This window comes from Pseudomonas serbica (genome assembly GCF_028823535.1).
GTDB lineage: Bacteria > Pseudomonadota > Gammaproteobacteria > Pseudomonadales > Pseudomonadaceae > Aquipseudomonas > Aquipseudomonas serbica.
On sequence record NZ_JAQIYM010000005.1, the window covers coordinates 348,982 to 369,657 of the forward strand.

A 20,676-nucleotide genomic window follows, 5' to 3' on the forward strand; every position below is an offset into this window, starting at 1 on the left:
CATGCCAGCTCAGACCTTGTCGTCAAACAACAGGCTGCTGGCTTGGCTTAGGCTTTGCGCCAGTTTTAGTGCAGTTTCCGAAGGGATCTGGCGAATCACGTCACCGCTCTCGGTGGCGATGACCTTGACCACGACCCGGCCGGTCGAATCGTCGATGGAAAAATCCAGCTGGCGCTGGCTTGCCTGAACGAACTCGCGAATATCGGTGACCGCCTGTTCCAGCTCATCACGCTTTGGCTCTGTCGCCGACGGGGCGACGGCTTCCACCTTGGGCCGCAGGACAGGATCGACCGGTGCGGGCGGGGTTTGCGGCGCAACCGCTGGGTAAGACTGGTTCAACTTGACGCTCATATCCATGTCCAATCTCCTCATCACGGAAAAGACAAAAGGGCACGTAAACGCGCCCCTCCGTCAATTACCAAACGCTGGGATTACTGAAGCAGCTTCAGTACAGCGGATGGCAGCTGGTTGGCTTGCGACAGGATGGCAGTCGAAGCCGATTGCAGCGTTTGTTGCTTGGTCAGCTCGGCAGTTTCAGCCGCGAAGTCTACGTCCTGCACGGTGGAACGGGCAGCAGTGGAGTTCTTCTGGATGTTCTGCAGGTTGTCCACGGTGGTGGTCAGACGGTTCTGGGTAGCACCCAGGTTCGAACGCACGTCGTCGATGGAGCCGATCGCCTTGTCGATAACGGCCAGAGCATTCTGGGCGTTGGTGGCGTCGGTCACGTCGGTCTGGGAAATAGTGGTTTTTACCGAAGTAGTGGTAGTGCCGAAGACTTCAGCCACACCACCACCGGTCAAGGAGAAGCCCTTGGTCGAATCCAGCGAAACTGCGCCAGTGGCAACCAGCGTGTCAGCGATTGCAACGTCGTTGCTGTAAGTACCAGCGCCGTCTTTGGCAGCGATTTCAATGGAAGCACCGGCAGTCACAGCCGAGAAGCCCACGTTTTCACCGGTGTCGGATTTGATCGACAGCGAGTTGTTCACTTCGTCGTAGTTGACGCTGATGCCCAGCTTGGCAGCGTTGGACTTCAGTTGGTCTGCCAGGCTAGCAGTGCTGGTAACACCTACAAAGTCTACAGTCTGGCCACCGACATCCATGGTGAAAGAAGCCGGAGCCAGCGCGGCGGCAGCATCGTCCACAGTGAAGCGAACTTCGGTGCTGGCAGATGCAGTCAGACCACCAACGATGCCATTCAGGCCTTTGGCAATTTCTTTAGCCGAAGCGGCAGCACCTACGGTATAGGTCTTGCTTTCGCCATTACCTGTGACAGTGATGTCACCACCGGTCAGACCGGTCAGCTTCGGATCAGAAGTAGCGCTTTTGATCTGCTGCGAACCAATGTTGTTGGCCGCCACGTTTTCCAGCGACAGGTTGATGGTTTCGTTAGCGTTGGCGCCGACCTGGATGGCCTTGGTGCCGTAGGAACCGTCCAGCAGCTTCTGGCCACCGAAAGTGGTGGTCTGGGAGATACGGGTCAGTTCGGAAGTCAGTGCCTGGTATTCGTCGTTGTTCGACTTGCGGTCGGCATCGCTCAGGGAGCCGGTAGCCGAGGACAGGGCCAGGGTACGCATTTTCTGCAGGATGTCGGTCGAAGCCTGCATCGCGCCTTCAGCGGTTTGCGCGATGGAGATGCCATCGTTGGCGTTCTTCACTGCTTGACCCAGGCCGTTGATCTGGCTGGTCAGGCGGTTGGAGATCTGCAGGCCGGCAGCGTCGTCTTTAGCGCTGTTGATACGCAGGCCGGAGGACAGGCGCTGCATGGAGGTGGCCAGGGCGCCGCCGGCTTTGTTCAGGTTAGCCTGAGTAGTGATGGAGGCAATGTTGGTGTTTACGGTTAAAGCCATGACGAAATCCTCGTTGGATGGATACTGCGGCTTCCGGCCCTGGCAACCGCCGGGTGTGGCCTAGAGAACCTACGTAATAGTTATCGTCGCGAGGAGGCTTTGCTTGAGCGGATTTTTCGATTTTTTTAGTGGCAGCGTGCCAGCCCTTTATTTTCAAGGTGTTAGAGCCAGAAAAACGGCGCCAATAAAACGCAAAACGCCCGACAACTGGCGTTGCCGGGCGTTTCATACAAAGCACGTGAGCTGATCAGCCGCGATAGAGAATCGCCGAGCCCCACGACAGGCCCACGCCGAAGCCGCTGATGGCCACTCGGGTCCACTTGGAATCGAACACGTGGTTCTGCAACAGCAGTGGAATACTCGATGACACCGTGTTGCCGGTTTCGAGCATGTCCTTGACGAACTTCTCCGGTTCACCTTCCTCGAAGCGGCGCGCCACGGCATCGACGATGGCCGCACTGCCCTGGTGAATGCAGAAGGCGTCGATATCGCCGGCCTGCAAATTGGACTCTTCCAGCAGCTCATGCAAGTGCGCCGGGACTTTCAACAGGGCGAAGTTGAACACCTGGCGGCCGTTCATGAAAAACACGCCATCGCTGACCTTCAGGTGCGGCGCGCCGGAACCGTCGGTGCCGAACTTCGACTTGCCGAGCTGCCAGACGGCATTTTCGCCCATCCAGGTCGCGGTGGCGGCATCGCCGAACAGCATGGTGGTATTGCGGTCTTCGGGGTCGACGATCTTCGAATAGGGATCGGCGGTGATCAGCAGGCCGTTTTTCAGCCCCGCCGCTTCCATGAAACCCTTTATTGCATAGATGCCGTACACGTAGCCGGAACAGCCCAGGGAAATATCGAAAGCGGCGACATGGGTCGGCAAACCGAGCTTGTCCTGGACGATCGCAGCGGTGTGCGGCAATCCTTCCTCGTCACCGTTCTGGGTGACGACGATCAGGCAGTCGATGGCTTCACGCTTGAGTTCAGGGCTGGCAGCGAACAACGCATTGGCGGCCTCGACGCACAGGTCGGAGGTTTCCTGATCAGCATCCATGCGCGGCAAAAAGGCCGAACCGATCTTGCCAAGGATGAAGGTTTCGTCCTTGTCGAACTTTGCACCCTGGGCGTAGTTGTCAACCCCGGCTGTCGGCACGTAACTCGCTATATTTTTTATGCCAATCATTATGGCTTCCCAATAATAAACAGCTGAACATCGCCGCTCGCTGAATCGAGGGCGTCTACAGTCAGGGACCGGCCCCAGAGGGGCATCGTCGTGGCTCAAGCACCTGCTTGAACTGTCCGCCACCTTCACCGCCCGCAGACAGGATACAGTGAAGATGCGCGTTTTGACTGGCGGGTCACTCAGAGTTCACGGCTTTATTTGATTTTGTGGTCCGGGCCCCGTTTCGTGCAGCAGCGGATCATCGCGAAAAAAACCTCAAAAAAAAGCCAGCCCCGTGCAACACAGGGCTGGCCGCGAGCGGTCAGGACCGACTCAAAGCTTGTTGAACAGGCTCAGCTGGGACACCTTGGCGAATGCCAGTTGCGCCGCCTGCAGCATGGTCTGCTGCAAGGTCAGGCGGGTCAGCACTTCAGCCGGATCGGCCTCGCGGATCGAAGACTGGGTGGACGTGTTGAGCAGATCAGTGCTCTGGTTCTGATCGCGCTGCATGTCCATCACATTGCCCCGGGCACCGATGGCACCGCGGGCCAGGTCGACCTGGTTCTTGGCATTGCTCAGGTTGGCAATGGAGGAAGCGATCACATTGTCCAGGTTGCGTTGTGCCGCCGGGTTGCCGGACGTGGGCGTTTCAAGTGCCTGGCGCAGCTGGCTGACCGTGTCGAGCACGTTCTGGGTCTGATGAGTGTTGACCGAAATATCGAACTGATCGTTGGCCGCCGGTGCCGGCGTGGTGCTCAGGGTAAAGCTGACGCCGGCCGCGGTCGCCACGCCGCCGGCCACGGTCCCGGTGGTAACCGGCGTACTGCCGCTGGTCAATGGCCGGGCGTACAGCTCGAACGTCGTCGGGCTGGTGAACTTCAGCACCGCCCCGCTTTCCGGGAAAAAGCTGTTGTAGGCGGCGGCATCGGTCACCTGGGTCTGGGTGACCAGGGCCGTCGAGGCATTGCCGGGCGCGCGGGTACTGACGAAACTGTCCGGTTTGGCCTCCAGCTTGAAACTGTGGCCGGCGATGACCGAATCCGCGGTAGCGGGCGTGTCGGATGCCTGCAAGGTGATATCCAGTGCAAAGCTCACGCCGCGGAAAGTGATGTCGCTGCCATCCTTGTTGTTCGGATCGAACTTGCCGGCACCCGTCGCTTCGGCGGTCACGTCGTTACCCGCGGCATCGGTGATCACGAACTGCGTGCTGCTGGTGAACGCCAGGGTATAAGGCTCGCCACCGCGAAAGCTGGCATCGAAGGCCGGCCCCGAGCTGACCAGGCCTGATGACAAGGCTACGCGCCCGTCGTCGACAGCCGGCGCGGTCAGGGTGGTGGTACTGCGCGAGGCATTGATTGCCTGCTGGAATACTTCCCAACCGGTATCGTTCAGGCCCAGGGACATCGAGTCACCGATCTTGAGCTCCAGCTGGGTCTGGTCGCCCTGATAGCTGTAGGTGCCATCACTGTTGCGGGCGAACGGCGGCGTGTTGTTGCTGGCCCCGGAAAAGATGTACTTGCCGTTGGCATCCTTGCTGTTCATCAAGCTCAGCAGCTGCTGCTCGGCCTGGCCGACTTCCTCGCTGAGGGACTTGCGATCGTCGTCGTTCAAGGAGGCGCTGCCGGCACGCACCGTCAGCTCGCTGACTTTTTGCAGCACGGTGTTGATGCTGTCCAGCACGCTTTCTTCCTGCGCCTGGGCCGTGTTCAACGCGTTGATGTTGGTGGTGTACTGACCCAGCAAGGCTTTTTGCTGCTCAAGCTGCAGCAACCGCGCGGCGCCAACCGGATCGTCCGCCGCCGTCTCGAGCTTGATGCCACTGCTGGCCTGCTCGGCCGTCTTCATCACGTTGTTGAGGTTGCGTTGATAGTTGGCCGCGGTGGTCGCGTAGTACTGTGCAGTGGAAATTCGCATGCTCTACGGTTCCTTAAAGGGCATTGATCAGGGTGCTGAAGATTTCCTGCGCAGTCTTGATGATCTGCGAAGAGGCCGTGTAGTACTGCTGGTACTTGGTCAGGTTGCCGGCCTCTTCGTCGAGGTCGACACCCGACAGCGAGTCACGCGCATTGCGCGCCCCGGTGACGATGGTGTCGGTCGCCGTGGCATCGAGTTGGCCCTGCTTGGTCAAGGAACCAACGGTCGACACCAGGCCGCCGTAGGCCTCGGTAAAGCTCACGCCGGGACTGGTTGCCGTGGCACCGACCGTGGCCTTGGTCTGCAGGGCCAGCAGCGCCTGGGCGTTGCGGTTGTCGGTGCTGTCGGCGGCGGTCATCGCGATGTTGAAGCTGTCGCCGGCCTTGGGACTGCCACTGACGGTCATGCCGACACTGAAGGTCTTGGCTGCGCCGCTGGCATCGGTGTACGGCACTGAAATGCTCAGGTCGTTGTTCTGGCCGGGCACGATGTTGCCGGTGCCAATACTGACCCCCTTGGCATCGAACACTTCATAGGCACTGGCGCTGGTCATCAGCATACGGACCGGCATCGACGCCTTGACCGCATTCTGCACTTCCAGGCGCTGGGCCGAATCGTAGATGTCCAGGCTGGTCTTCAGGGTCGGCTGGCTGGCATCCCCGGTACCGGTGTTGCCCTGGGCCTTGGTAGAGGTCAGCGGTGCGGACGTGGCCAGGCGCTTGGCGTCGGTCATGACGGTGGTCATGTCTGCAGCGGAACTGCGGGTCGGGGTAATCTTGAAGCTGTCGCCACTGTTAACCGGACCGGCGTTGAGACTCAGGCTGAAGCCATCGATGACCGGTGGCGGCGTCGTGCCCAGGTCGAAACTGCCCATGTCGGTATTGTCCGACAAGCGCCGTACGCTGTAGCCAGTGGCGCTGGTGAAGGTCACCTGGTAATCGCTGGCCGCCAGCTTGCTGGTGTCCTTGATGGTGACGTTCAGGTTACCCGACGCCGTGTTGTTGTTGGCATTGGCGATGCTGCGCTGGCTGATGGCCGCAACACTGTTGATGTCATTGAACAGCGCCGCGCCGAAATTGCCGCTCTGATCCAGCCCCTGCCCCAATTGCTTGTTGACCTGATCGGCCACGACCATGGCGATACGCCCCAGGCCATTGACGGCCGGGGTCAATACGTCATTGCGATAACGCAACAGCCCACCCATCTCGCCGCCGCTCATCACATTGGTGATGTCGACCGACGAACCGTTACGATCCATGATGATCGAGGAACGGGTCGGATCCGCCGGGTCGGACGCCACGCGCAGTTTGTTGACAGTGTCACCCACCACCAATGGCTGGCCGTTACCCAGGTAGATATCCATGCGCCCTTCGGTATCGGTGACCTGGGTGCCCACCAGCTCATTGAGCTGGCGGATGGTTTCGTTACGCTGGTCCAGCAGCTCGTTGGGCGTGCCACCCGAACTACTGACTTCACTGATTTTCTTGTTGTACGCCGCAACGGTCGACGCCAGCTTGTTGACCTGGTCGGCCATCGAACCCAGCTGATCGTTGATGTAAGTGCCTTGCTGCTTCAATTGCCCGGAGATGGCATTGAAGCGGCTGCTCAAGCCTTGGGCGTTGGTCAGCAGGGCCTGGCGCGCGGCGTTGTCGTTGGAACTGCCGGCCAGGGTCTGCATGGCCGAAAAGAACGACTGCAAGGTCTTGGTCACACCGGTACCGCTGTCAGACAGCAGCTTGTCCACCTGGGTGGCCTGCCCCAAATAGGCCTGCGCATCACTGTTGAGGGAGGTCGAGGTCTGCAACTGCGCGTCGAGGTAGCTGTTGTACACCCGACGCACGTCGGCCAGCGTAGTACCGGTGCCAATGAACACATTGCCGTACCGAATGGAGTCCTTGGTACCCTGCACAGTTTGTTGGCGCGAGTACCCGACGGTATCGACGTTGGAAATGTTGTTACCGGTAGTCACCAACGATGCATGGCTGGCAGACAGACCCGACATTCCGATGTTGAGCAAACTCATTGTTCAGACCTTTTACCTTATGTCTATAAAGGCGTGGTGGAAACGCCCGCCGCAGCGTAGTTCTGATAACTCGTCATCTGCTTGGCTATCTGCGAAATCTTGCGGGCGTAAGCCGGGTCGGTTGCGTAACCGGCCTTTTGCAGCTCGCGCACAAACTGTTCGGGGTTATCGGCCGACTTCACCACATCTTGATAACGATTATTGGTTTGCAGCAGCGTGACCAGGTCATGGAAGCTGTCCTTGTAGGAATCGTAGGAGCGGAACTCGGCCGTCTCCTTGACCATCTCGCCATTCCTGAACTCGCTGGTGATGGCCCGCGCCGAATCACCCTTCCAGCTGCTGCCGGCCTTGATGCCGAACAGGTTGTGGCTGCTGCTGCCGTCCTGGGCGCGCATGACCGATTTGCCCCAACCGGTTTCCAGGGCGGCCTGGGCCACCAGGTAACGCGGATCGACACCAATGCGATCGGCCGCTTCCTTGGCCATCGGCAGCATGGTGTCGATGAATTCGTCGGCGCTGCCGAAGGCTTTTTTCGCCGGCGCCAAGGGGATCTGCGCAATGGCGCGCCCGTGAATCTGCAAGGACCCGCTCGACGCCATCTGCGCATTCTCCAGCCAGTCGCCGTTGTACAAGGGCCCCGAACCGGAAGTTGCGACACGCTCGGGCAACGCCGTTTTGTTGACCGCAGTGGCGGTGGTCGGCGTGGCGGAAGGCACCAGGCCCGCGAGCAAGCGGTCGGCCAGTTTTGGCGGCAGGGCCAGGCGCCGCTGGTTGATCAGCGCCATGTCATTGCGATGGGCGCCCTCGCCTGTCGGTGCACTGAGCGAACGCGAGGCCCACAACGGTCGCTCGCCATTGACCCGCGACAGCGGCCCGTTGATCGCCACCGTGCCAGCGGCCAGCGGTGTCTGCGCGGCCGCTTTCGCAGCCTCCTGCTTGGCCGCCGACAGTGTCGCCGCTTCACCCGGCGCCAGTGGCTTGTTCTTCGACATCTGGCGCATCAGCACGTCCGCCAGGCCGATACCACCGCCCTCGCGGGACATGGAAACCGCCAGTTGCTGGTCGTACATTTCCTGGTACTGCTTGGCCTCGGCGGTGTTCATCGGGTTGTCCTTGCCCAGCGCCTCGGTGGCCGAACGCATCGACTTGAGCATCTCGCCGAGGAACAGCGACTCGAACTCCTGCGCCACCTTGCGCATGTTGGCGTCGCTGTTCTTGTCGCCGACCTTGAGCTGGTTCAGCCGGTTCAGGTCGGAAAACGCACCGGAATCGCTGCTGCTGACCCGACCGCTCTTGAACATGTCCATGCTCGCCCTCCTCAGATCACGATCAGGTCGGCTTGCAGGGCGCCAGCCTGTTTCAGTGCTTCAAGGATCGCCATCAGGTCGCCCGGTGCCGCGCCGACCTGGTTCACCGCACGGACGATTTCGTCGAGGGTGGTGCCCGGGCCGAACTTGAACATCGGCTTGGCTTCCTGCTCGGCATTGACCCGCGAGCGCGGCACGACAGCGGTCTGGCCATTGGACAGAGGGCCGGGCTGGCTGACGATAGGGTCTTCGGTAATGGTCACGGTCAGGCTGCCGTGGGTGACGGCGGCCGGGGAAACCTTGACGTTCTGGCCGATCACGATGGTGCCGGTGCGCGAGTTGATGATGACTTTGGCCACCGCCTGACCCGGATCGATTTCAAGGTTTTCCAGGATCGACAGGTAATCGACACGCTGGCTCGGATCCAGCGGCGCGGTGACGCGCACCGAGCCGCCGTCGATGGCCTGGGCCACGCCAGGGCCGAGCATGTCGTTGATCTTGTCGACGATGCGCTTGGCCGTGGTGAAGTCGGAACGGTTGAGGTTCAGGGTCAGGCTGTTGCCCTGGTTGAAACCGCTCGGCACCGCTCGCTCGACCGAAGCACCGCCCGGGATGCGCCCGGCCGAAGGCACGTTGACCGTGATCTTCGAGCCATCGCGCCCCTCGGCATCAAACCCGCCGACCACCAGGTTGCCTTGGGCTACCGCATAAACGTTGCCGTCGATACCCTTGAGCGGCGTCAGCAGCAAGGTGCCGCCGCGCAGGCTCTTGGAGTTACCGATGGACGAAACGGTGATGTCGACCTGTTGCCCCGGCTTGGCGAACGCCGGCAAGTCGGCACTGATCGACACCGCCGCGACGTTCTTCAACTGCACGTTGCCCGAACCCGGCGGTACCTTGATGCCGAACTGCGAGAGCATGTTGTTGAAGGTCTGCAGGGTGAACGGGGTCTGCGTCGTCTGGTCGCCGGTGCCATTGAGCCCGACCACCAGGCCGTAGCCGATCAATTGGTTGGAGCGCACGCCGGAAATGCTGGCGATGTCCTTCAGGCGCTCGGCTTGAGCGTTGAAGGCTGCGGACAGCATCAGGGTGGCGACCATGAGGCTTTTGAATTTCAACATGCTCAACTGGAAGGCCACCTAGAAAGGAAACAGCGGGCTGAGGAAGAAACGGTCGAACCAGCCTGGCTGACTCGCATCGGCAAAGGAGCCAGTGCCCGAATAGGTGATGCGCGCATCGGCGACACGGGTCGACGACACGGTGTTATCGGTAGAGATGTCGTCAGCCCGGACCAGACCGGCAATCCTCACCAGTTCGTCGCCGGTGTTGAGGGTCAGCCACTTCTCGCCGCGCACGGCGATGATGCCGTTAGGCAAGACATCGGCGACCGTCACGGTGATCGAACCGGTGAGGCTGTTGCCCTGACCGGCCTTGCTGTCACCCTTGGTCGCACGGTCGCCTTCATAGCTGGCGTCCAGGCTCAGGTCACCACTGCCAAACGGATTGTTGGTGCTGGGCGTGGAACCGAACAGCGAGCTCAGGCCGATGCTGGCCTTGCTGTTCTTGCCAATCTGCGAGTTGGCGTTTTTGCTGGCCTGGGTCTTTTCGTTCAGGGTGATGGTGATGATGTCACCGACCCGGAACGCCTTGCGGTCGGTGTACAGGTTCTGTTCGAAGCCAGCCTGGTAGATCGAGCCGTTGTTGGCGGCAGCCGGCAACGGCGTGCGCGGCAACACCGGGGCGTAGTAAGGGTCATTGGGCTTTGGCGACACAGGCACGCAGCCTGCAAGCGCAGTAATCCCACTCAGTGCCAGAACAGAGACGAAGCGTTTCATGACCCTACCTCACGGTGTTGCAGGCGACCTCATGGCCGCCCCAAAGACTTGATTACAGATTCTGCGTTACGAACGAGAGCATCTGGTCGGCGGTGGAGATCACCTTGGAGTTCATCTCGTAGGCGCGCTGAGTGGTGATCATGTTGACCATCTCCTCAACGGTGCTGACGTTGGAGGTTTCCAGGGTGTTCTGCAGCGTGGTACCGAAACCCGCCAGGCCCGGGGTGCCGACTTGCGGCGCGCCACTGGCGGCGGTTTCCAGGAACAGGTTGTTGCCCACCGCCTGCAGGCCGGCCGGGTTGATGAAGTCGGCGGTTTGCAGGTTGCCGATCACCTGGGACGCCGGGTTGCCGGCGACGGTGATGGAGACGGTGCCATCCTTGCCCACGGTGAAGGTCTGGGCGTCGTTCGGAATGACGATCGCCGGTTCCAGGGCAAAGCCGCTGGCGTTGACGATCTGGCCGTTGGAATCCAGGTGGAAAGTACCGTCACGGGTGTAGGACGTGGTGCCGTCCGGCTGCAGGATCTGGAAGAAGCCGCGACCGTCGATGGCCATGTCCAGCGGTTGCTCGGTGGTTTGCAGGCTGCCGGCGTTGAAGTTCTTCTGGGTGCCGACAATGCGCACACCGGTACCCAGTTGCAGGCCCGACGGCAGTTCGCTGTCCTGGGTCGACTGGGCGCCTGGCTGACGCTTGATCTGGTACAGCAGATCCTGGAACTCGGCGCGGTCACGTTTGAAACCCGTGGTCGAGACGTTGGCCAGGTTGTTGGAAATGGTGGTCAGGTTGGTGTCCTGGGCGGACAGACCGGTTTTGGCAACCCATAGAGCCGGAAGCATTCGATTCTCCTCGTGCGCCTGTTTTACGGCGCGACGTTCTGGTAATTAGCTGATCTGCAAGACCCGAGCCATGGCCTGGTCGTCTTCTTTGGCGGTGTTCATCATCTTGATGTGCAGTTCGAACTGCTTCGACAGGGCCAGCACCTGGGTCATCTCGTCCACGGCGTTGACGTTGCTCGACTCGAGGAAACCGGATACCAGCTTGACGTTGGCATCGGCTTGCGCAGGCTGGCCGTCCTTGGTGTGAATCGAACCGTCCAGGCCCTTGGTCATGTTCTTGATGTCCGGGTTGACCAGCTTGATGCGGTCAACTTCAGCCATCACACGCGGACCTTCGCCCATGGCGCGAATGCTGATGGTGCCGTCCTCGCCCACTTCGATCTGCTGCTCGGGCGGCACGGCGATCGGGCCGCCATTGCCGATCACCGGCATGCCGTTGCCTGCCCGCAGCACGCCCAGGGCGTCCACCACCAGGCTGCCGGTACGCACGTAGCTTTCTCCGCCATCGGGGTTCTGCACCGCCAGCCAGCCGCTGCCTTGTACGGCGACGTCGAGGTCACGACCGGTCTGTACCAGCGAGCCTGGGGTAAAGTCGGTGGCCGGGCGTTCGGACAGGGCAAACGCTCGCGCCGGAAAGCTGTCGCCGAACACCGGCATCGAGCGGGCCTGCTCCAGGTCTTTCTGGAAGCCGTTGGTAGAGATGTTCGCCAGGTTGTTGGCATGGGCCTTTTGCGCCAGCGCATTCTGGCTGGCGCCGGTCATTGCCACATAAAGGTACTTGTCCACACGCTTTCCTCTGCCTGCCGGACGTTTGCCGCCCGATGCTGTACTGACGTGGCATAAGCAATTTGCAGACCAAGTCGGTTTTGGCAGCGCGAGGCCCGGCAAACAAAGGACTTGAGAGATTTCGCCGGTCTGGAGGGTTTGTATCAGAGACGAAAAACCGGCGGTGATATGCCGGTAAGTGGCAAGGCTTGACCTGCTTACCAGCAATGCTGGCCCCTTCGCGAGCAAGCCCGCTCCCACAGTGATCTGTGGCGTTCACAAAACCTGTGGGAGCGGGCTTGCTCGCGAAGAGGCCGGCACAATCACAACAAAAGTCAGCTAAGACTCAGTCTTGCCCACCTCATAATCACGCAGCTTATTGGCAATGGTGGTATGCGAAACCCCCAGCCGCTTACCCAGCTGCCGACTGCTCGGATGCTCGGAATACAACCGCTCCAGCACCGCTTTCTCGAAGCGCCCGACAATCTCGTCCAGCCCGCCCTCCAACGAAAAATCGCCAAGCGGCTGACGCACGCCATAGTCCGGCAGACGAATATGCTCGGCCTTGACCGTGCCGCCATCGCACAGGGAAACCGCCTGGAACAACACGTTTTCCAACTGCCGCACGTTGCCTGGCCAGTGGTAATGACTGAGCCGATCCATGGCCGCCGGCGCGAGCTTGGGCAACGGGCAACCGATCTGCCGGCTGGCCTGGTCGAGAAAGTGCTCCACCAGCGGGGTCAAGCCGTCGAGGCATTCGCGCAGCGGCGGAATGTGCAACGACAGCACGTTCAAGCGGTGATACAGGTCCTGGCGAAACTCCCCGCGGGCGCAGAGTTCGGACAGGTCAACCTGGGTTGCGCAGATCACCCGCACGTCGAGGTACACCTCTTCATCGCTGCCTACGCGGCGGAAGCAACCATCCTGCAGGAAGCGCAACAATTTCACCTGCAGGCGCGGGCTCATTTCCCCGACACCATCGAGAAACAGCGTACCGCCCGCCGTCAATTCCAACAGCCCCAACTTACCCTCGGCCCGGGCGCCTTCGAAGGCGCCAGGGCCATAACCGAATAGCTCGGTCTCGGCCATGGATTCCGGCAGACCGGCACAGTTGAGCGCCATCAGCGGCGATTGTCCGCGCGGGCTGGCCAGATGGCAGGCGCGCGCCAACAGCTCTTTACCGGTGCCGGTTTCGCCTTCTATCAATAGCGGTGCATCGAGCGGGGCCATGCGCCGGGCTTCGCGCACCACCGCCGCCATCACCTTCGAGCTTTGAAAGATGCTGTCGAAGCCGCGCAACTCCTGCTTGCGCACGTTATAGATGCGCTCGCCCACACGGTCGGCGCGATGCAGGGTCAGCACGGCACCGGCCATGGCTTCGCTGTCGTCATGCTCCGATTGCAGGGGCGCGATGTCGGCCAGGAACACATCGCCCTTGACCTTGACCCGCAGCCCGTTGATCCGCGATTTGTTGGCGCGCACCAGCTCCGGCAAATCGAAATCTTCGGCATAGCGGGACAAGGGAATGCCCGGCACCTCATCTACCCGCACACCCAGCAACTGCGCCGCCGCACGATTGGCCGCGACGATGGAGCCGCCCATGTCGATCGACAGCACCGGAAACTCCAGCGCGCCGAGCAGCGCATTGAGTTCCATGTGCCGACGCTCGCTGGGCATGAGCCCTACGCGCTTGACGCCGAAAACCCCGGCAATCGCCTCGAATTTCGGACGCAACGCCTGGAACTGGATGTTGATCAGGTTCGGACAGTGCAGGTAGATGGCATTGCCATGCTCGCCACCCACCTCGCCGCGGGCGACGTTGATGCCGTACTCGACCAACAGGTTGAGAATGTCGCGCAGGATGCCGATGCGGTTCTGGCAGTGGACTTTGATACGCATGTAAAAGACCTGATAAACGATGATTAACCTGTGGAAGCCAGCCTGCTGGCTCCCACAGGGTTAGCGCCCGACTTTTCCGAGGAGGCGCTCAAATAGTCGTCAAGATTATGTGACAGATGTAGGGCTTTTCCCAGCCGCCAATCTCAACATCTGCGCGATGACGGACGATACGTAACGAAAACTTTACGGTTTTGCAGGATTTTTCATGCGAGGGACGCCGCTCACCTGCTGCAACGCTGCAATTGATGGGGTATTCCTAGGTCCATAGCAGCACATAACAAGAACGAATCCCCTAGCAGGAGAGCAGCATGAAGCAGACGCAATACGTGGCTCGCGAGCCCGATGCGCATGGTTTTATCGACTACACCGCTGAAGAACATGCAGTGTGGAACACGCTGATCACTCGCCAACTGAAAGTGATCGAAGGGCGTGCGTGCCAGGAATACCTGGACGGCATCGAAAAACTCGGTCTGCCCCACGACCGCATTCCGCAACTGGGCGAGATCAACAAGGTCCTCGGTGAAACCACCGGCTGGCAAGTCGCTCGCGTTCCGGCGCTGATCCCCTTCCAGACCTTTTTCGAATTGCTCGCCAGCAAGCAGTTTCCGGTGGCAACGTTCATTCGTACCCGCGAAGAACTGGACTACCTGCAAGAGCCGGACATTTTCCACGAGATCTTCGGCCACTGCCCATTGCTGACCAACCCCTGGTTCGCTGAATTCACCCACACCTACGGCAAGCTCGGCCTGCAGGCGTCCAAGGAAGAGCGTGTGTACCTGGCGCGCCTGTACTGGATGACCATCGAATTCGGCCTGCTCGACACCCCCCAAGGCCAACGCATCTACGGTGGCGGCATCCTGTCTTCACCGAAAGAAACCGTGTATTGCCTGTCGGACGAGCCTGAGCATCAGGCCTTCGACCCGCTCGAATGCATGCGCACGCCTTACCGCATCGACATCCTGCAGCCGCTGTATTTCGTTCTGCCGAACCTCAAGCGCCTGTTTGACCTGGCCCACGAAGACATCATGGGCATGGTCAAGCAAGCGATGCAGATGGGTCTGCACGCGCCGAAATTTCCACCGAAGCCCAAAGCGGCCTGAACCGCCGCTTTTTCGATCAAGTGAGTCTGTCAGGAACCGACGCTTTGCTTTAGCGTGGTGTTATTGACGGTCGATTTCCCTTTATCCCGATTTCAGGAATCCATCATGTCCACATTGAACCAAGCCCACTGCGAAGCCTGCCGCGCCGATGCCCCACAGGTCAGCGATGAAGAATTGCCGATCCTGATCAAGCAGATCCCCGACTGGAACATCGAAGTTCGCGACAGCATCATGCAGCTGGAAAAGGTGTTCCTGTTCAAGAACTTCAAGCACGCCCTGGCGTTCACCAACGCTGTCGGTGAAATCTCCGAGGCTGAAGGCCATCACCCAGGCCTGCTGACCGAGTGGGGCAAAGTCACCGTGACCTGGTGGAGCCACTCGATCAAGGGCCTGCACCGCAACGACTTCATCATGGCCGCGCGCACTGACATCGTTGCCAAGGATGCCGAGGGCCGCAAATAATGCATTTCGACGCCATCGGCCGGGTGCCCGGCGACCCGATCCTCGGCCTGATGGAGGCCTATGCGCAGGACCCCAACCCGCGCAAATTCGACCTCGGCGTGGGTGTCTATAAAGACGCCCAGGGCCTGACCACCATTCCCCAGGCGGTGAAACTCGCCGAGGCGCGCCTGGTGGATCGCCAGACCACCAAGACCTACATCGGCGGTCACGGCGATGCAGCCTTCGGCAAGGTCATCAGCGAATTGGTGCTCGGCGCCGACTCGACGCTGCTCAGCGAACAGCGCGCCGGTGCCACCCAGACCCCTGGCGGCACCGGTGCACTCCGCTTGAGCGCGGACTTCATTGCCCAGTGCCTGCCGGGCCGTGGCGTCTGGCTGAGCAATCCGACCTGGCCGATCCACGAAACCATTTTCGCCGCGGCCAAGGTCAAGGTCAGCCACTACCCGTACGTGGGCAGCGACAACCGTCTCGACGTCGACGCCATGCTCGCCGCGCTCGAACAAGCCCCCAAGGGCGACGTGGTGCTGCTGCACGCGTGCTGCCACAACCCGACCGGCTTCGATCTGTCCCATGATGACTGGCGCCGGGTGCTGGACGTGGTGCGTCGGCGAGAGTTGCTGCCACTGATCGATTTTGCCTACCAGGGCTTCGGCGATGGCCTGGAACAGGACGCCTGGTCGACGCGGCTGTTTGCCGCCGAGTTGCCGGAAGTCTTGATCACCAGTTCGTGCTCGAAGAACTTCGGCCTGTACCGCGACCGCACCGGCGCGCTGATCGTCTGCGCGAAATCCGCCGACAAGCTGACCGACATCCGTAGCCAACTGGCCAACATCGCGCGCAATTTGTGGTCGACGCCGCCGGATCACGGCGCTGCCGTGGTGGCGACTATCCTCGGCGACCCGGAATTGAAAAATCTCTGGGCCGACGAAGTGGAAACCATGCGCCTGCGTATCGCGCAACTGCGCAGCGGTTTGCTCGAAGCGCTGGAAGCCTACGGTTTGCGCGAGCGTTTTGCGCACATCGGCGTGCAGCGCGGGATGTTTTCCTACACCGGGTTAACGCCTGAGCAAGTGAAAGCGCTGCGGGATAACCATAGCGTGTACATGGTCAGTTCGGGTCGGGCGAACGTGGCGGGGATTGATGCGTCGCGTCTGGATCTGTTGGCCGAAGCAATCGCCAAAGTCTGCAAATAACTTCCAAACACTGCAAATCCCTGTGGGAGCGGGCTTGCTCGCGAATGCGGAATGTCAGTCGACATCCATATTGACTGATCTACCGCTTTCGCGAGCAAGCCCGCTCCCACGTTAGTTTTGCATCGCTCCTCTTATTTCCCTGTATATACAAGCCCATCCGTCGAAACAAATGGATATAAAAGTCTGTTTGTCATTTCTACTCCTGTATCCTGCCCAGGCTTTTTTGAAAGCGCGGATCTACCAGATCTATCAACAGACTTAGCGAGGAGCGCGACCATGCACGAGATTCCTAATCTCCCCTTCCCAAGCCTGCACGTACCTGAGCAGACGACCACGCAACAAGCCGGCGCCCAACAGCCCGAGCCGAAAGAAGCCACTGACCGCCGCCAGGCAGACAGCGAAGACTGAAACACCCGCCGTACAGACTGTGTGGAAAGCGCTAACATGCGCTTTCCACACCGCCTGAACAGTGACCGCCCATGACCGACGAATTCAACGAAGCCCAGGCCAATCTCCTGATCGGCACCGCCGAGAAAATGATCGAGATCTGGAATCGCCTCCCCCCCGAAAAACAGGCCGCTTTGCTCGCGCGCTTCGGCAGCGAAGAAAATGCCCTGGCCGCCCTGGTCACTACGCAACTGGTAGCCCCTGCCAAGCCTGATTGATCCCGCCCGGCAAATAGTTTTACTTTTTCCACGACCCGCGGCCGCTCGCGCCGTTATCATAAGCAGCCTATCTATCCCTGCTTTCCCGTGGACCTTTACCCATGTCTGAAAACCAGCGCCCCCTGGCGGTCACGCTGCAAGTCGTTTCCATCGTTCTGTTTACCTTCATCGGCTACCTCAATATCGGCATTCCATTGGCGGTACTGCCGGGCTATGTCCATAGCGACCTGGGCTTTGGCGCCGTGATCGCCGGGCTGGTGATCAGCGTGCAGTACCTCGCTACCCTGCTCAGCCGCCCCTACGCCGGGAAAATCATCGACAACAAGGGCAGCAAACTGGCGGTCATGTATGGTCTGGCCGGCTGTGGCCTGAGCGGTGTGTTCATGCTGATCTCGGCCTGGACCGAAAGCCTGCCAATGCTCAGCCTGATCAGCTTGTTGATCGGCCGCCTGGTGCTCGGCAGTGCCGAAAGCCTGGTGGGCTCAGGCTCCATTGGCTGGGGCATCGGCCGGGTCGGTGCGGCGAATACCGCCAAGGTCATCTCGTGGAACGGCATTGCCAGTTACGGCGCACTGGCCGTGGGTGCCCCGTTGGGCGTGCTGTTGGTCAAGCAGATGGGATTGTGGAGCATGGGCGTGAGCATTGTCTTGCTGGCGGTGCTTGGCCTGCTGCTGGCCTGGCCGAAAACCGCGGCGCCTATCGTAGTCGGCGAACGCTTGCCGTTCATGCACGTGCTTGGTCGGGTGCTGCCCCACGGTTGCGGCCTCGCCCTGGGCTCGATCGGCTTTGGCACCATCGCCACCTTCATCACCCTGTATTACGCCACTCAACATTGGGACAACGCCGTGTTGTGCCTGAGCCTGTTCGGGGCGAGCTTCATCGGTGCGCGGCTGCTGTTCGGCAACCTGATCAACCGCCTCGGCGGTTTTCGCGTGGCGATTGCCTGCCTGTCGGTGGAAACCCTGGGCCTGTTGCTGTTGTGGCTGGCACCCGACGCGCATTGGGCGTTGGCAGGTGCGGCATTGAGCGGTTTCGGTTTCTCGCTGGTGTTTCCGGCGTTGGGTGTCGAAGCGGTCAACCTGGTACCGGCTTCCAGTCGCGGTGCAGCGGTCGGTGCTTACTCGCTGTTCATCGACTTGTCGCTGGGGATCACCGGGCCGCTGGCCGGCGCGGTGGCGGCAGGATTCGGCTTTGCCTCGATCTTCCTGTTCGCCGCCCTCGCTGCCGTGAGCGGCCTGGCGTTGAGCCTCTACCTGTACCGTCAGGCACCGAAACAACGCCAGGCGCGGGATTCGCGCTAAAAGTCGACCTTGCCGCGCCCCGCCTTGATGTTGCCGCGCTTGCTCTTGGACTCGAGCCGTCGGGTCTTCGAACCGAGGGTCGGCTTGGTCGGCCGGCGTTTCTTCTCGACCTTGGTGGCGCTCTGGATCAACTCGACCAGACGCTCCAGCGCATCGGCGCGGTTCTGCTCCTGGGTACGGTATTGCTGGGCCTTGATGATCAACACGCCTTCGCTGGTGATGCGACTGTCGCGCAGCGCCAACAGCCGCTCCTTATAGAACTCGGGCAAGGACGAGGCCGGAATGTCGAAGCGCAGGTGCACGGCACTGGAGACCTTGTTGACGTTCTGCCCTCCCGCGCCCTGGGCGCGAATCGCCGTCAATTCGATCTCGGCATCCGGCAGATGCACGTTGTTGGAAATCACCAGCATGGAAAAGCGTCCGTATTCAGAGTCGCCAGAATACCCCGTAGGGGCCCTGCATTGCCCACAAAAAACCCGGCACATGGCCGGGTTTGTCGTTTCTGCGCGGAGTTACTCCACCGCTGGCTGCAAGGCGCGTTGCGCGCTGCGCTTGTTCTTGATGCCGTAGCAGACCCACATGAACACCAGCCACACCGGAATTGCGTACACCGAAGTCTGGATCCCCGGAATCAACAACATCACGCCGAGAATGAACAACACGAACGCCAGGCAGATGTAGTTGCCGTACGGGTACCAGAAGGCCTTGAACAGCGGCGTCTGTTTGGTCGCGTTCATGTGCTGGCGGAACTTGAAGTGCGAGTAGCTGATCATCGCCCAGTTGATCACCAGGGTGGCCACTACCAGCGACATCAGCAGTTCCAGCGCGTTCTGCGGGATCAGGTAGTTCAGCAGCACCGCGATCAGGGTCACGGCGGCCGAGGCCAGGATCGAACGTACCGGCACGCCGCGCTTGTCGATCTTCGCCAGTGCTTTGGGCGCATCGCCCTGTTCGGCCATGCCCAGCAGCATGCGGCTGTTGCAGTAGGTGCCGCTGTTGTACACCGACAAGGCCGCGGTCAGGACCACGAAGTTGAGGATGTGCGCAGCGGTGTTGCTGCCCAGCATCGAGAACACCTGCACGAACGGACTGCCGCTGTAGGAATCACCGGAGGCGTTCAGGGTGGCCAGCAAGCTGTCCCACGGAGTCAACGACAGCAGGATCACCAGGGCACCGATGTAGAAAATAAGGATCCGGTAGATCACCTGGTTGATCGCTTTCGGGATCACGGTTTTCGGCTTGTCGGCTTCGGCTGCGGTGAAACCGAGCATCTCCAGGCCGCCAAAGGAAAACATGATGAACGCCATGGCCATCACCAGGCCGTTGACGCCGTTGGGGAAGAAGCCGCCGTGGGACCACAGGTTGCTGACCGCCGCTTGCGGGCCGCCATTGCCGCTGACCAGCAGGTAGCTGCCCAGGGCAATCATGCCGACGATCGCCACGACCTTGATGATCGCGAACCAGAACTCGGCCTCGCCAAAGACTTTGACGTTGGCCAGGTTGATCGCGTTGATCAGCACGAAGAAGGCCGCTGCGGAGACCCAGGTCGGGATGTCCGGTGCCCAGTAGTGGATGTATTTACCGACCGCCGTCAGCTCCGACATGCCGACCAGGATGTACAGGATCCAGCAGTTCCAGCCCGACAGGAAGCCGGCAAAGCCGCCCCAGTACTTGTGCGCGAAATGGCTGAAGGAGCCAGCCACCGGGTCTTCGACGATCATTTCGCCCAGCTGGCGCATGATCATGAAGGCAATGAAGCCGCAAATGGCATAGCCGAGGATCATCGACGGCCCGGCGGATTTCAGCACTCCGGCCGAGCCGAGGAACAGACCGGTACCGATCGCGCCACCGAGGGCAATCAGTTGAATGTGGCGATTTTTCAGGCCGCGTTTCAGCTCGCCCGAATGCGAGTTTTGTCCACTCATGAAAAGGGTCTCACGCAAGGTTTGATGATGTTCAGTAGGCGTTGCTGCTCAGGACAGAGGTTAAGCAGCGCCGATCAAACCCCAGCGCAGGCACCAGGAGTTCAGCGTATTTACAACGGTCATGCGTCACCTGTTTGTTTTTATCTGTGACGAAATCGAACCCGACGCGCTTGTGACGCGGCGGAGTGAACAAGGCGGATAGCCTTGAGGTTTGCGCATTTGCGCAGGAGGTCACAGGTAAAACGCGGCGCATTGTACACCTGTAACCCCCTGTTGCCAGACCCCGCTGGATCAGCGTGTCGGTAGCCGGGATTGCGTGTGTCCGCCTCGATGGGGTCGGGCGGCAGCAAAAAGGAGGTCAGACCTTTGCAGGTCCAGGACCGGGACGGTAGAAACACCGGCCCGCGATGAGAGCTGAAAATGGATTGCGGCGTTCATTGCGCCTC

The 20,676-nt window shown here is 60.6% G+C and carries 19 protein-coding genes; 6 read left to right on the forward strand and 13 right to left on the reverse strand.

Annotated elements, in window-relative coordinates:
- Positions 1–9 precede the first annotated feature (9 nt).
- From NQL71_RS10630 to NQL71_RS10680, 11 genes are all read right to left on the reverse strand, one after another.
- The gene (locus tag NQL71_RS10630) at positions 10–357 is read right to left on the reverse strand and encodes a flagellar protein FlaG (RefSeq protein WP_274642621.1); all 348 of its coding nucleotides are present in this window, start codon (positions 355–357) and stop codon (positions 10–12) included.
- Positions 358–431: 74 nt separating this feature from the next.
- Positions 432–1,847, reverse strand: coding sequence for a flagellin N-terminal helical domain-containing protein (locus tag NQL71_RS10635; RefSeq protein WP_274642622.1), 1,416 nt, complete (start codon positions 1,845–1,847; stop codon positions 432–434).
- 247 nt (positions 1,848–2,094) lie between these two features.
- Positions 2,095–3,024, reverse strand: coding sequence for a ketoacyl-ACP synthase III (locus tag NQL71_RS10640; RefSeq protein WP_077184084.1), 930 nt, complete (start codon positions 3,022–3,024; stop codon positions 2,095–2,097).
- A 312-nt stretch (positions 3,025–3,336) separates the two neighbouring features.
- Positions 3,337–4,917, reverse strand: coding sequence for a flagellar hook-associated protein 3 (locus tag NQL71_RS10645; RefSeq protein ID WP_077184086.1), 1,581 nt, complete (start codon positions 4,915–4,917; stop codon positions 3,337–3,339).
- Between the two features lie 13 nt (positions 4,918–4,930).
- Positions 4,931–6,940: a flagellar hook-associated protein FlgK gene (gene flgK, locus NQL71_RS10650; RefSeq protein ID WP_077184087.1), complete on the reverse strand. Its 2,010-nt coding sequence runs from the start codon at positions 6,938–6,940 to the stop codon at positions 4,931–4,933.
- Between the two features lie 23 nt (positions 6,941–6,963).
- The gene (gene flgJ / locus NQL71_RS10655; protein ID WP_274642623.1) at positions 6,964–8,247 is read right to left on the reverse strand and encodes a flagellar assembly peptidoglycan hydrolase FlgJ; all 1,284 of its coding nucleotides are present in this window, start codon (positions 8,245–8,247) and stop codon (positions 6,964–6,966) included.
- Positions 8,248–8,258: 11 nt separating this feature from the next.
- Entirely contained in the window at positions 8,259–9,368 is a 1,110-nt protein-coding gene (locus NQL71_RS10660) for a flagellar basal body P-ring protein FlgI (protein WP_046816884.1), read from the reverse strand.
- Positions 9,369–9,386: 18 nt separating this feature from the next.
- Positions 9,387–10,082: a flagellar basal body L-ring protein FlgH gene (gene flgH / locus NQL71_RS10665; RefSeq protein ID WP_046816883.1), complete on the reverse strand. Its 696-nt coding sequence runs from the start codon at positions 10,080–10,082 to the stop codon at positions 9,387–9,389.
- A 52-nt stretch (positions 10,083–10,134) separates the two neighbouring features.
- Entirely contained in the window at positions 10,135–10,920 is a 786-nt protein-coding gene (gene flgG, locus NQL71_RS10670; protein ID WP_008055493.1) for a flagellar basal-body rod protein FlgG, read from the reverse strand.
- A 45-nt stretch (positions 10,921–10,965) separates the two neighbouring features.
- Entirely contained in the window at positions 10,966–11,706 is a 741-nt protein-coding gene (locus NQL71_RS10675; protein ID WP_046816882.1) for a flagellar basal body rod protein FlgF, read from the reverse strand.
- Positions 11,707–12,024: 318 nt separating this feature from the next.
- The gene (locus NQL71_RS10680; RefSeq protein WP_020796934.1) at positions 12,025–13,584 is read right to left on the reverse strand and encodes a sigma-54-dependent phenylalanine hydroxylase transcriptional regulator PhhR; all 1,560 of its coding nucleotides are present in this window, start codon (positions 13,582–13,584) and stop codon (positions 12,025–12,027) included.
- Between the two features lie 308 nt (positions 13,585–13,892).
- Between NQL71_RS10680 and phhA the strand changes: the two genes are divergently transcribed.
- The 6 genes from phhA to NQL71_RS10710 all read left to right on the forward strand — a co-directional run bounded on the left by phhA (position 13,893) and on the right by NQL71_RS10710 (position 18,305).
- Positions 13,893–14,684, forward strand: a complete 792-nt coding sequence (gene phhA, locus NQL71_RS10685; RefSeq protein WP_046816881.1) for a phenylalanine 4-monooxygenase — start codon at positions 13,893–13,895, stop codon at positions 14,682–14,684.
- A gap of 105 nt (positions 14,685–14,789) precedes the next feature.
- A complete protein-coding gene (locus tag NQL71_RS10690) occupies positions 14,790–15,146 on the forward strand; it encodes a 4a-hydroxytetrahydrobiopterin dehydratase (protein WP_046816880.1) in 357 nt (118 codons plus the stop codon).
- Positions 15,146–16,339 carry an amino acid aminotransferase gene (locus NQL71_RS10695; RefSeq protein ID WP_425520680.1) on the forward strand — a complete coding sequence of 398 codons (1,194 nt, stop codon included), beginning with the start codon at positions 15,146–15,148 and terminating at the stop codon, positions 16,337–16,339. Before NQL71_RS10690 ends, NQL71_RS10695 begins: the two co-directional genes overlap by 1 nt.
- A 276-nt stretch (positions 16,340–16,615) precedes the next feature.
- Positions 16,616–16,747, forward strand: coding sequence for a hypothetical protein (locus NQL71_RS10700; RefSeq protein ID WP_015096286.1), 132 nt, complete (start codon positions 16,616–16,618; stop codon positions 16,745–16,747).
- Between the two features lie 71 nt (positions 16,748–16,818).
- Positions 16,819–17,004 (forward strand): hypothetical protein, encoded by a 186-nt coding sequence (locus NQL71_RS10705; protein ID WP_166619992.1) that lies wholly within the window; start codon positions 16,819–16,821, stop codon positions 17,002–17,004.
- 101 nt (positions 17,005–17,105) lie between these two features.
- The gene (locus NQL71_RS10710) at positions 17,106–18,305 is read left to right on the forward strand and encodes an MFS transporter (RefSeq protein ID WP_046816878.1); all 1,200 of its coding nucleotides are present in this window, start codon (positions 17,106–17,108) and stop codon (positions 18,303–18,305) included.
- On the opposite strand, the gene arfB is transcribed toward NQL71_RS10710, so the two are convergent.
- Both arfB and NQL71_RS10720 read right to left on the reverse strand, forming a co-directional pair.
- Positions 18,302–18,715 carry an alternative ribosome rescue aminoacyl-tRNA hydrolase ArfB gene (gene arfB / locus NQL71_RS10715; RefSeq protein ID WP_008055510.1) on the reverse strand — a complete coding sequence of 138 codons (414 nt, stop codon included), beginning with the start codon at positions 18,713–18,715 and terminating at the stop codon, positions 18,302–18,304. The two genes, NQL71_RS10710 and arfB, sit on opposite strands and share 4 nt — an antisense overlap.
- 102 nt (positions 18,716–18,817) lie before the next feature.
- On the reverse strand, positions 18,818–20,230 hold the full coding sequence (locus tag NQL71_RS10720) for an amino acid permease (protein ID WP_046816877.1): 1,413 nt from the start codon (positions 20,228–20,230) through the stop codon (positions 18,818–18,820).
- Positions 20,231–20,676 lie beyond the last annotated feature (446 nt).

Coding starts and splice junctions, on each gene's coding strand:
- NQL71_RS10630 (WP_274642621.1), bottom strand. CDS start 357: ATGGATATGAGCGTCAAGTTGAACCAGTCTTACCCAGCGGTTGCGCCG.
- NQL71_RS10635 (WP_274642622.1), bottom strand. CDS start 1,847: ATGGCTTTAACCGTAAACACCAACATTGCCTCCATCACTACTCAGGCT.
- NQL71_RS10640 (WP_077184084.1), bottom strand. CDS start 3,024: ATGATTGGCATAAAAAATATAGCGAGTTACGTGCCGACAGCCGGGGTT.
- NQL71_RS10645 (WP_077184086.1), bottom strand. CDS start 4,917: ATGCGAATTTCCACTGCACAGTACTACGCGACCACCGCGGCCAACTAT.
- flgK (WP_077184087.1), bottom strand. CDS start 6,940: ATGAGTTTGCTCAACATCGGAATGTCGGGTCTGTCTGCCAGCCATGCA.
- flgJ (WP_274642623.1), bottom strand. CDS start 8,247: ATGGACATGTTCAAGAGCGGTCGGGTCAGCAGCAGCGATTCCGGTGCG.
- NQL71_RS10660 (WP_046816884.1), bottom strand. CDS start 9,368: ATGTTGAAATTCAAAAGCCTCATGGTCGCCACCCTGATGCTGTCCGCA.
- flgH (WP_046816883.1), bottom strand. CDS start 10,082: ATGAAACGCTTCGTCTCTGTTCTGGCACTGAGTGGGATTACTGCGCTT.
- flgG (WP_008055493.1), bottom strand. CDS start 10,920: ATGCTTCCGGCTCTATGGGTTGCCAAAACCGGTCTGTCCGCCCAGGAC.
- NQL71_RS10680 (WP_020796934.1), bottom strand. CDS start 13,584: ATGCGTATCAAAGTCCACTGCCAGAACCGCATCGGCATCCTGCGCGAC.
- phhA (WP_046816881.1), top strand. CDS start 13,893: ATGAAGCAGACGCAATACGTGGCTCGCGAGCCCGATGCGCATGGTTTT.
- NQL71_RS10690 (WP_046816880.1), top strand. CDS start 14,790: ATGTCCACATTGAACCAAGCCCACTGCGAAGCCTGCCGCGCCGATGCC.
- NQL71_RS10695 (WP_425520680.1), top strand. CDS start 15,146: ATGCATTTCGACGCCATCGGCCGGGTGCCCGGCGACCCGATCCTCGGC.
- NQL71_RS10700 (WP_015096286.1), top strand. CDS start 16,616: ATGCACGAGATTCCTAATCTCCCCTTCCCAAGCCTGCACGTACCTGAG.
- NQL71_RS10705 (WP_166619992.1), top strand. CDS start 16,819: ATGACCGACGAATTCAACGAAGCCCAGGCCAATCTCCTGATCGGCACC.
- NQL71_RS10710 (WP_046816878.1), top strand. CDS start 17,106: ATGTCTGAAAACCAGCGCCCCCTGGCGGTCACGCTGCAAGTCGTTTCC.
- arfB (WP_008055510.1), bottom strand. CDS start 18,715: ATGCTGGTGATTTCCAACAACGTGCATCTGCCGGATGCCGAGATCGAA.
- NQL71_RS10720 (WP_046816877.1), bottom strand. CDS start 20,230: ATGAGTGGACAAAACTCGCATTCGGGCGAGCTGAAACGCGGCCTGAAA.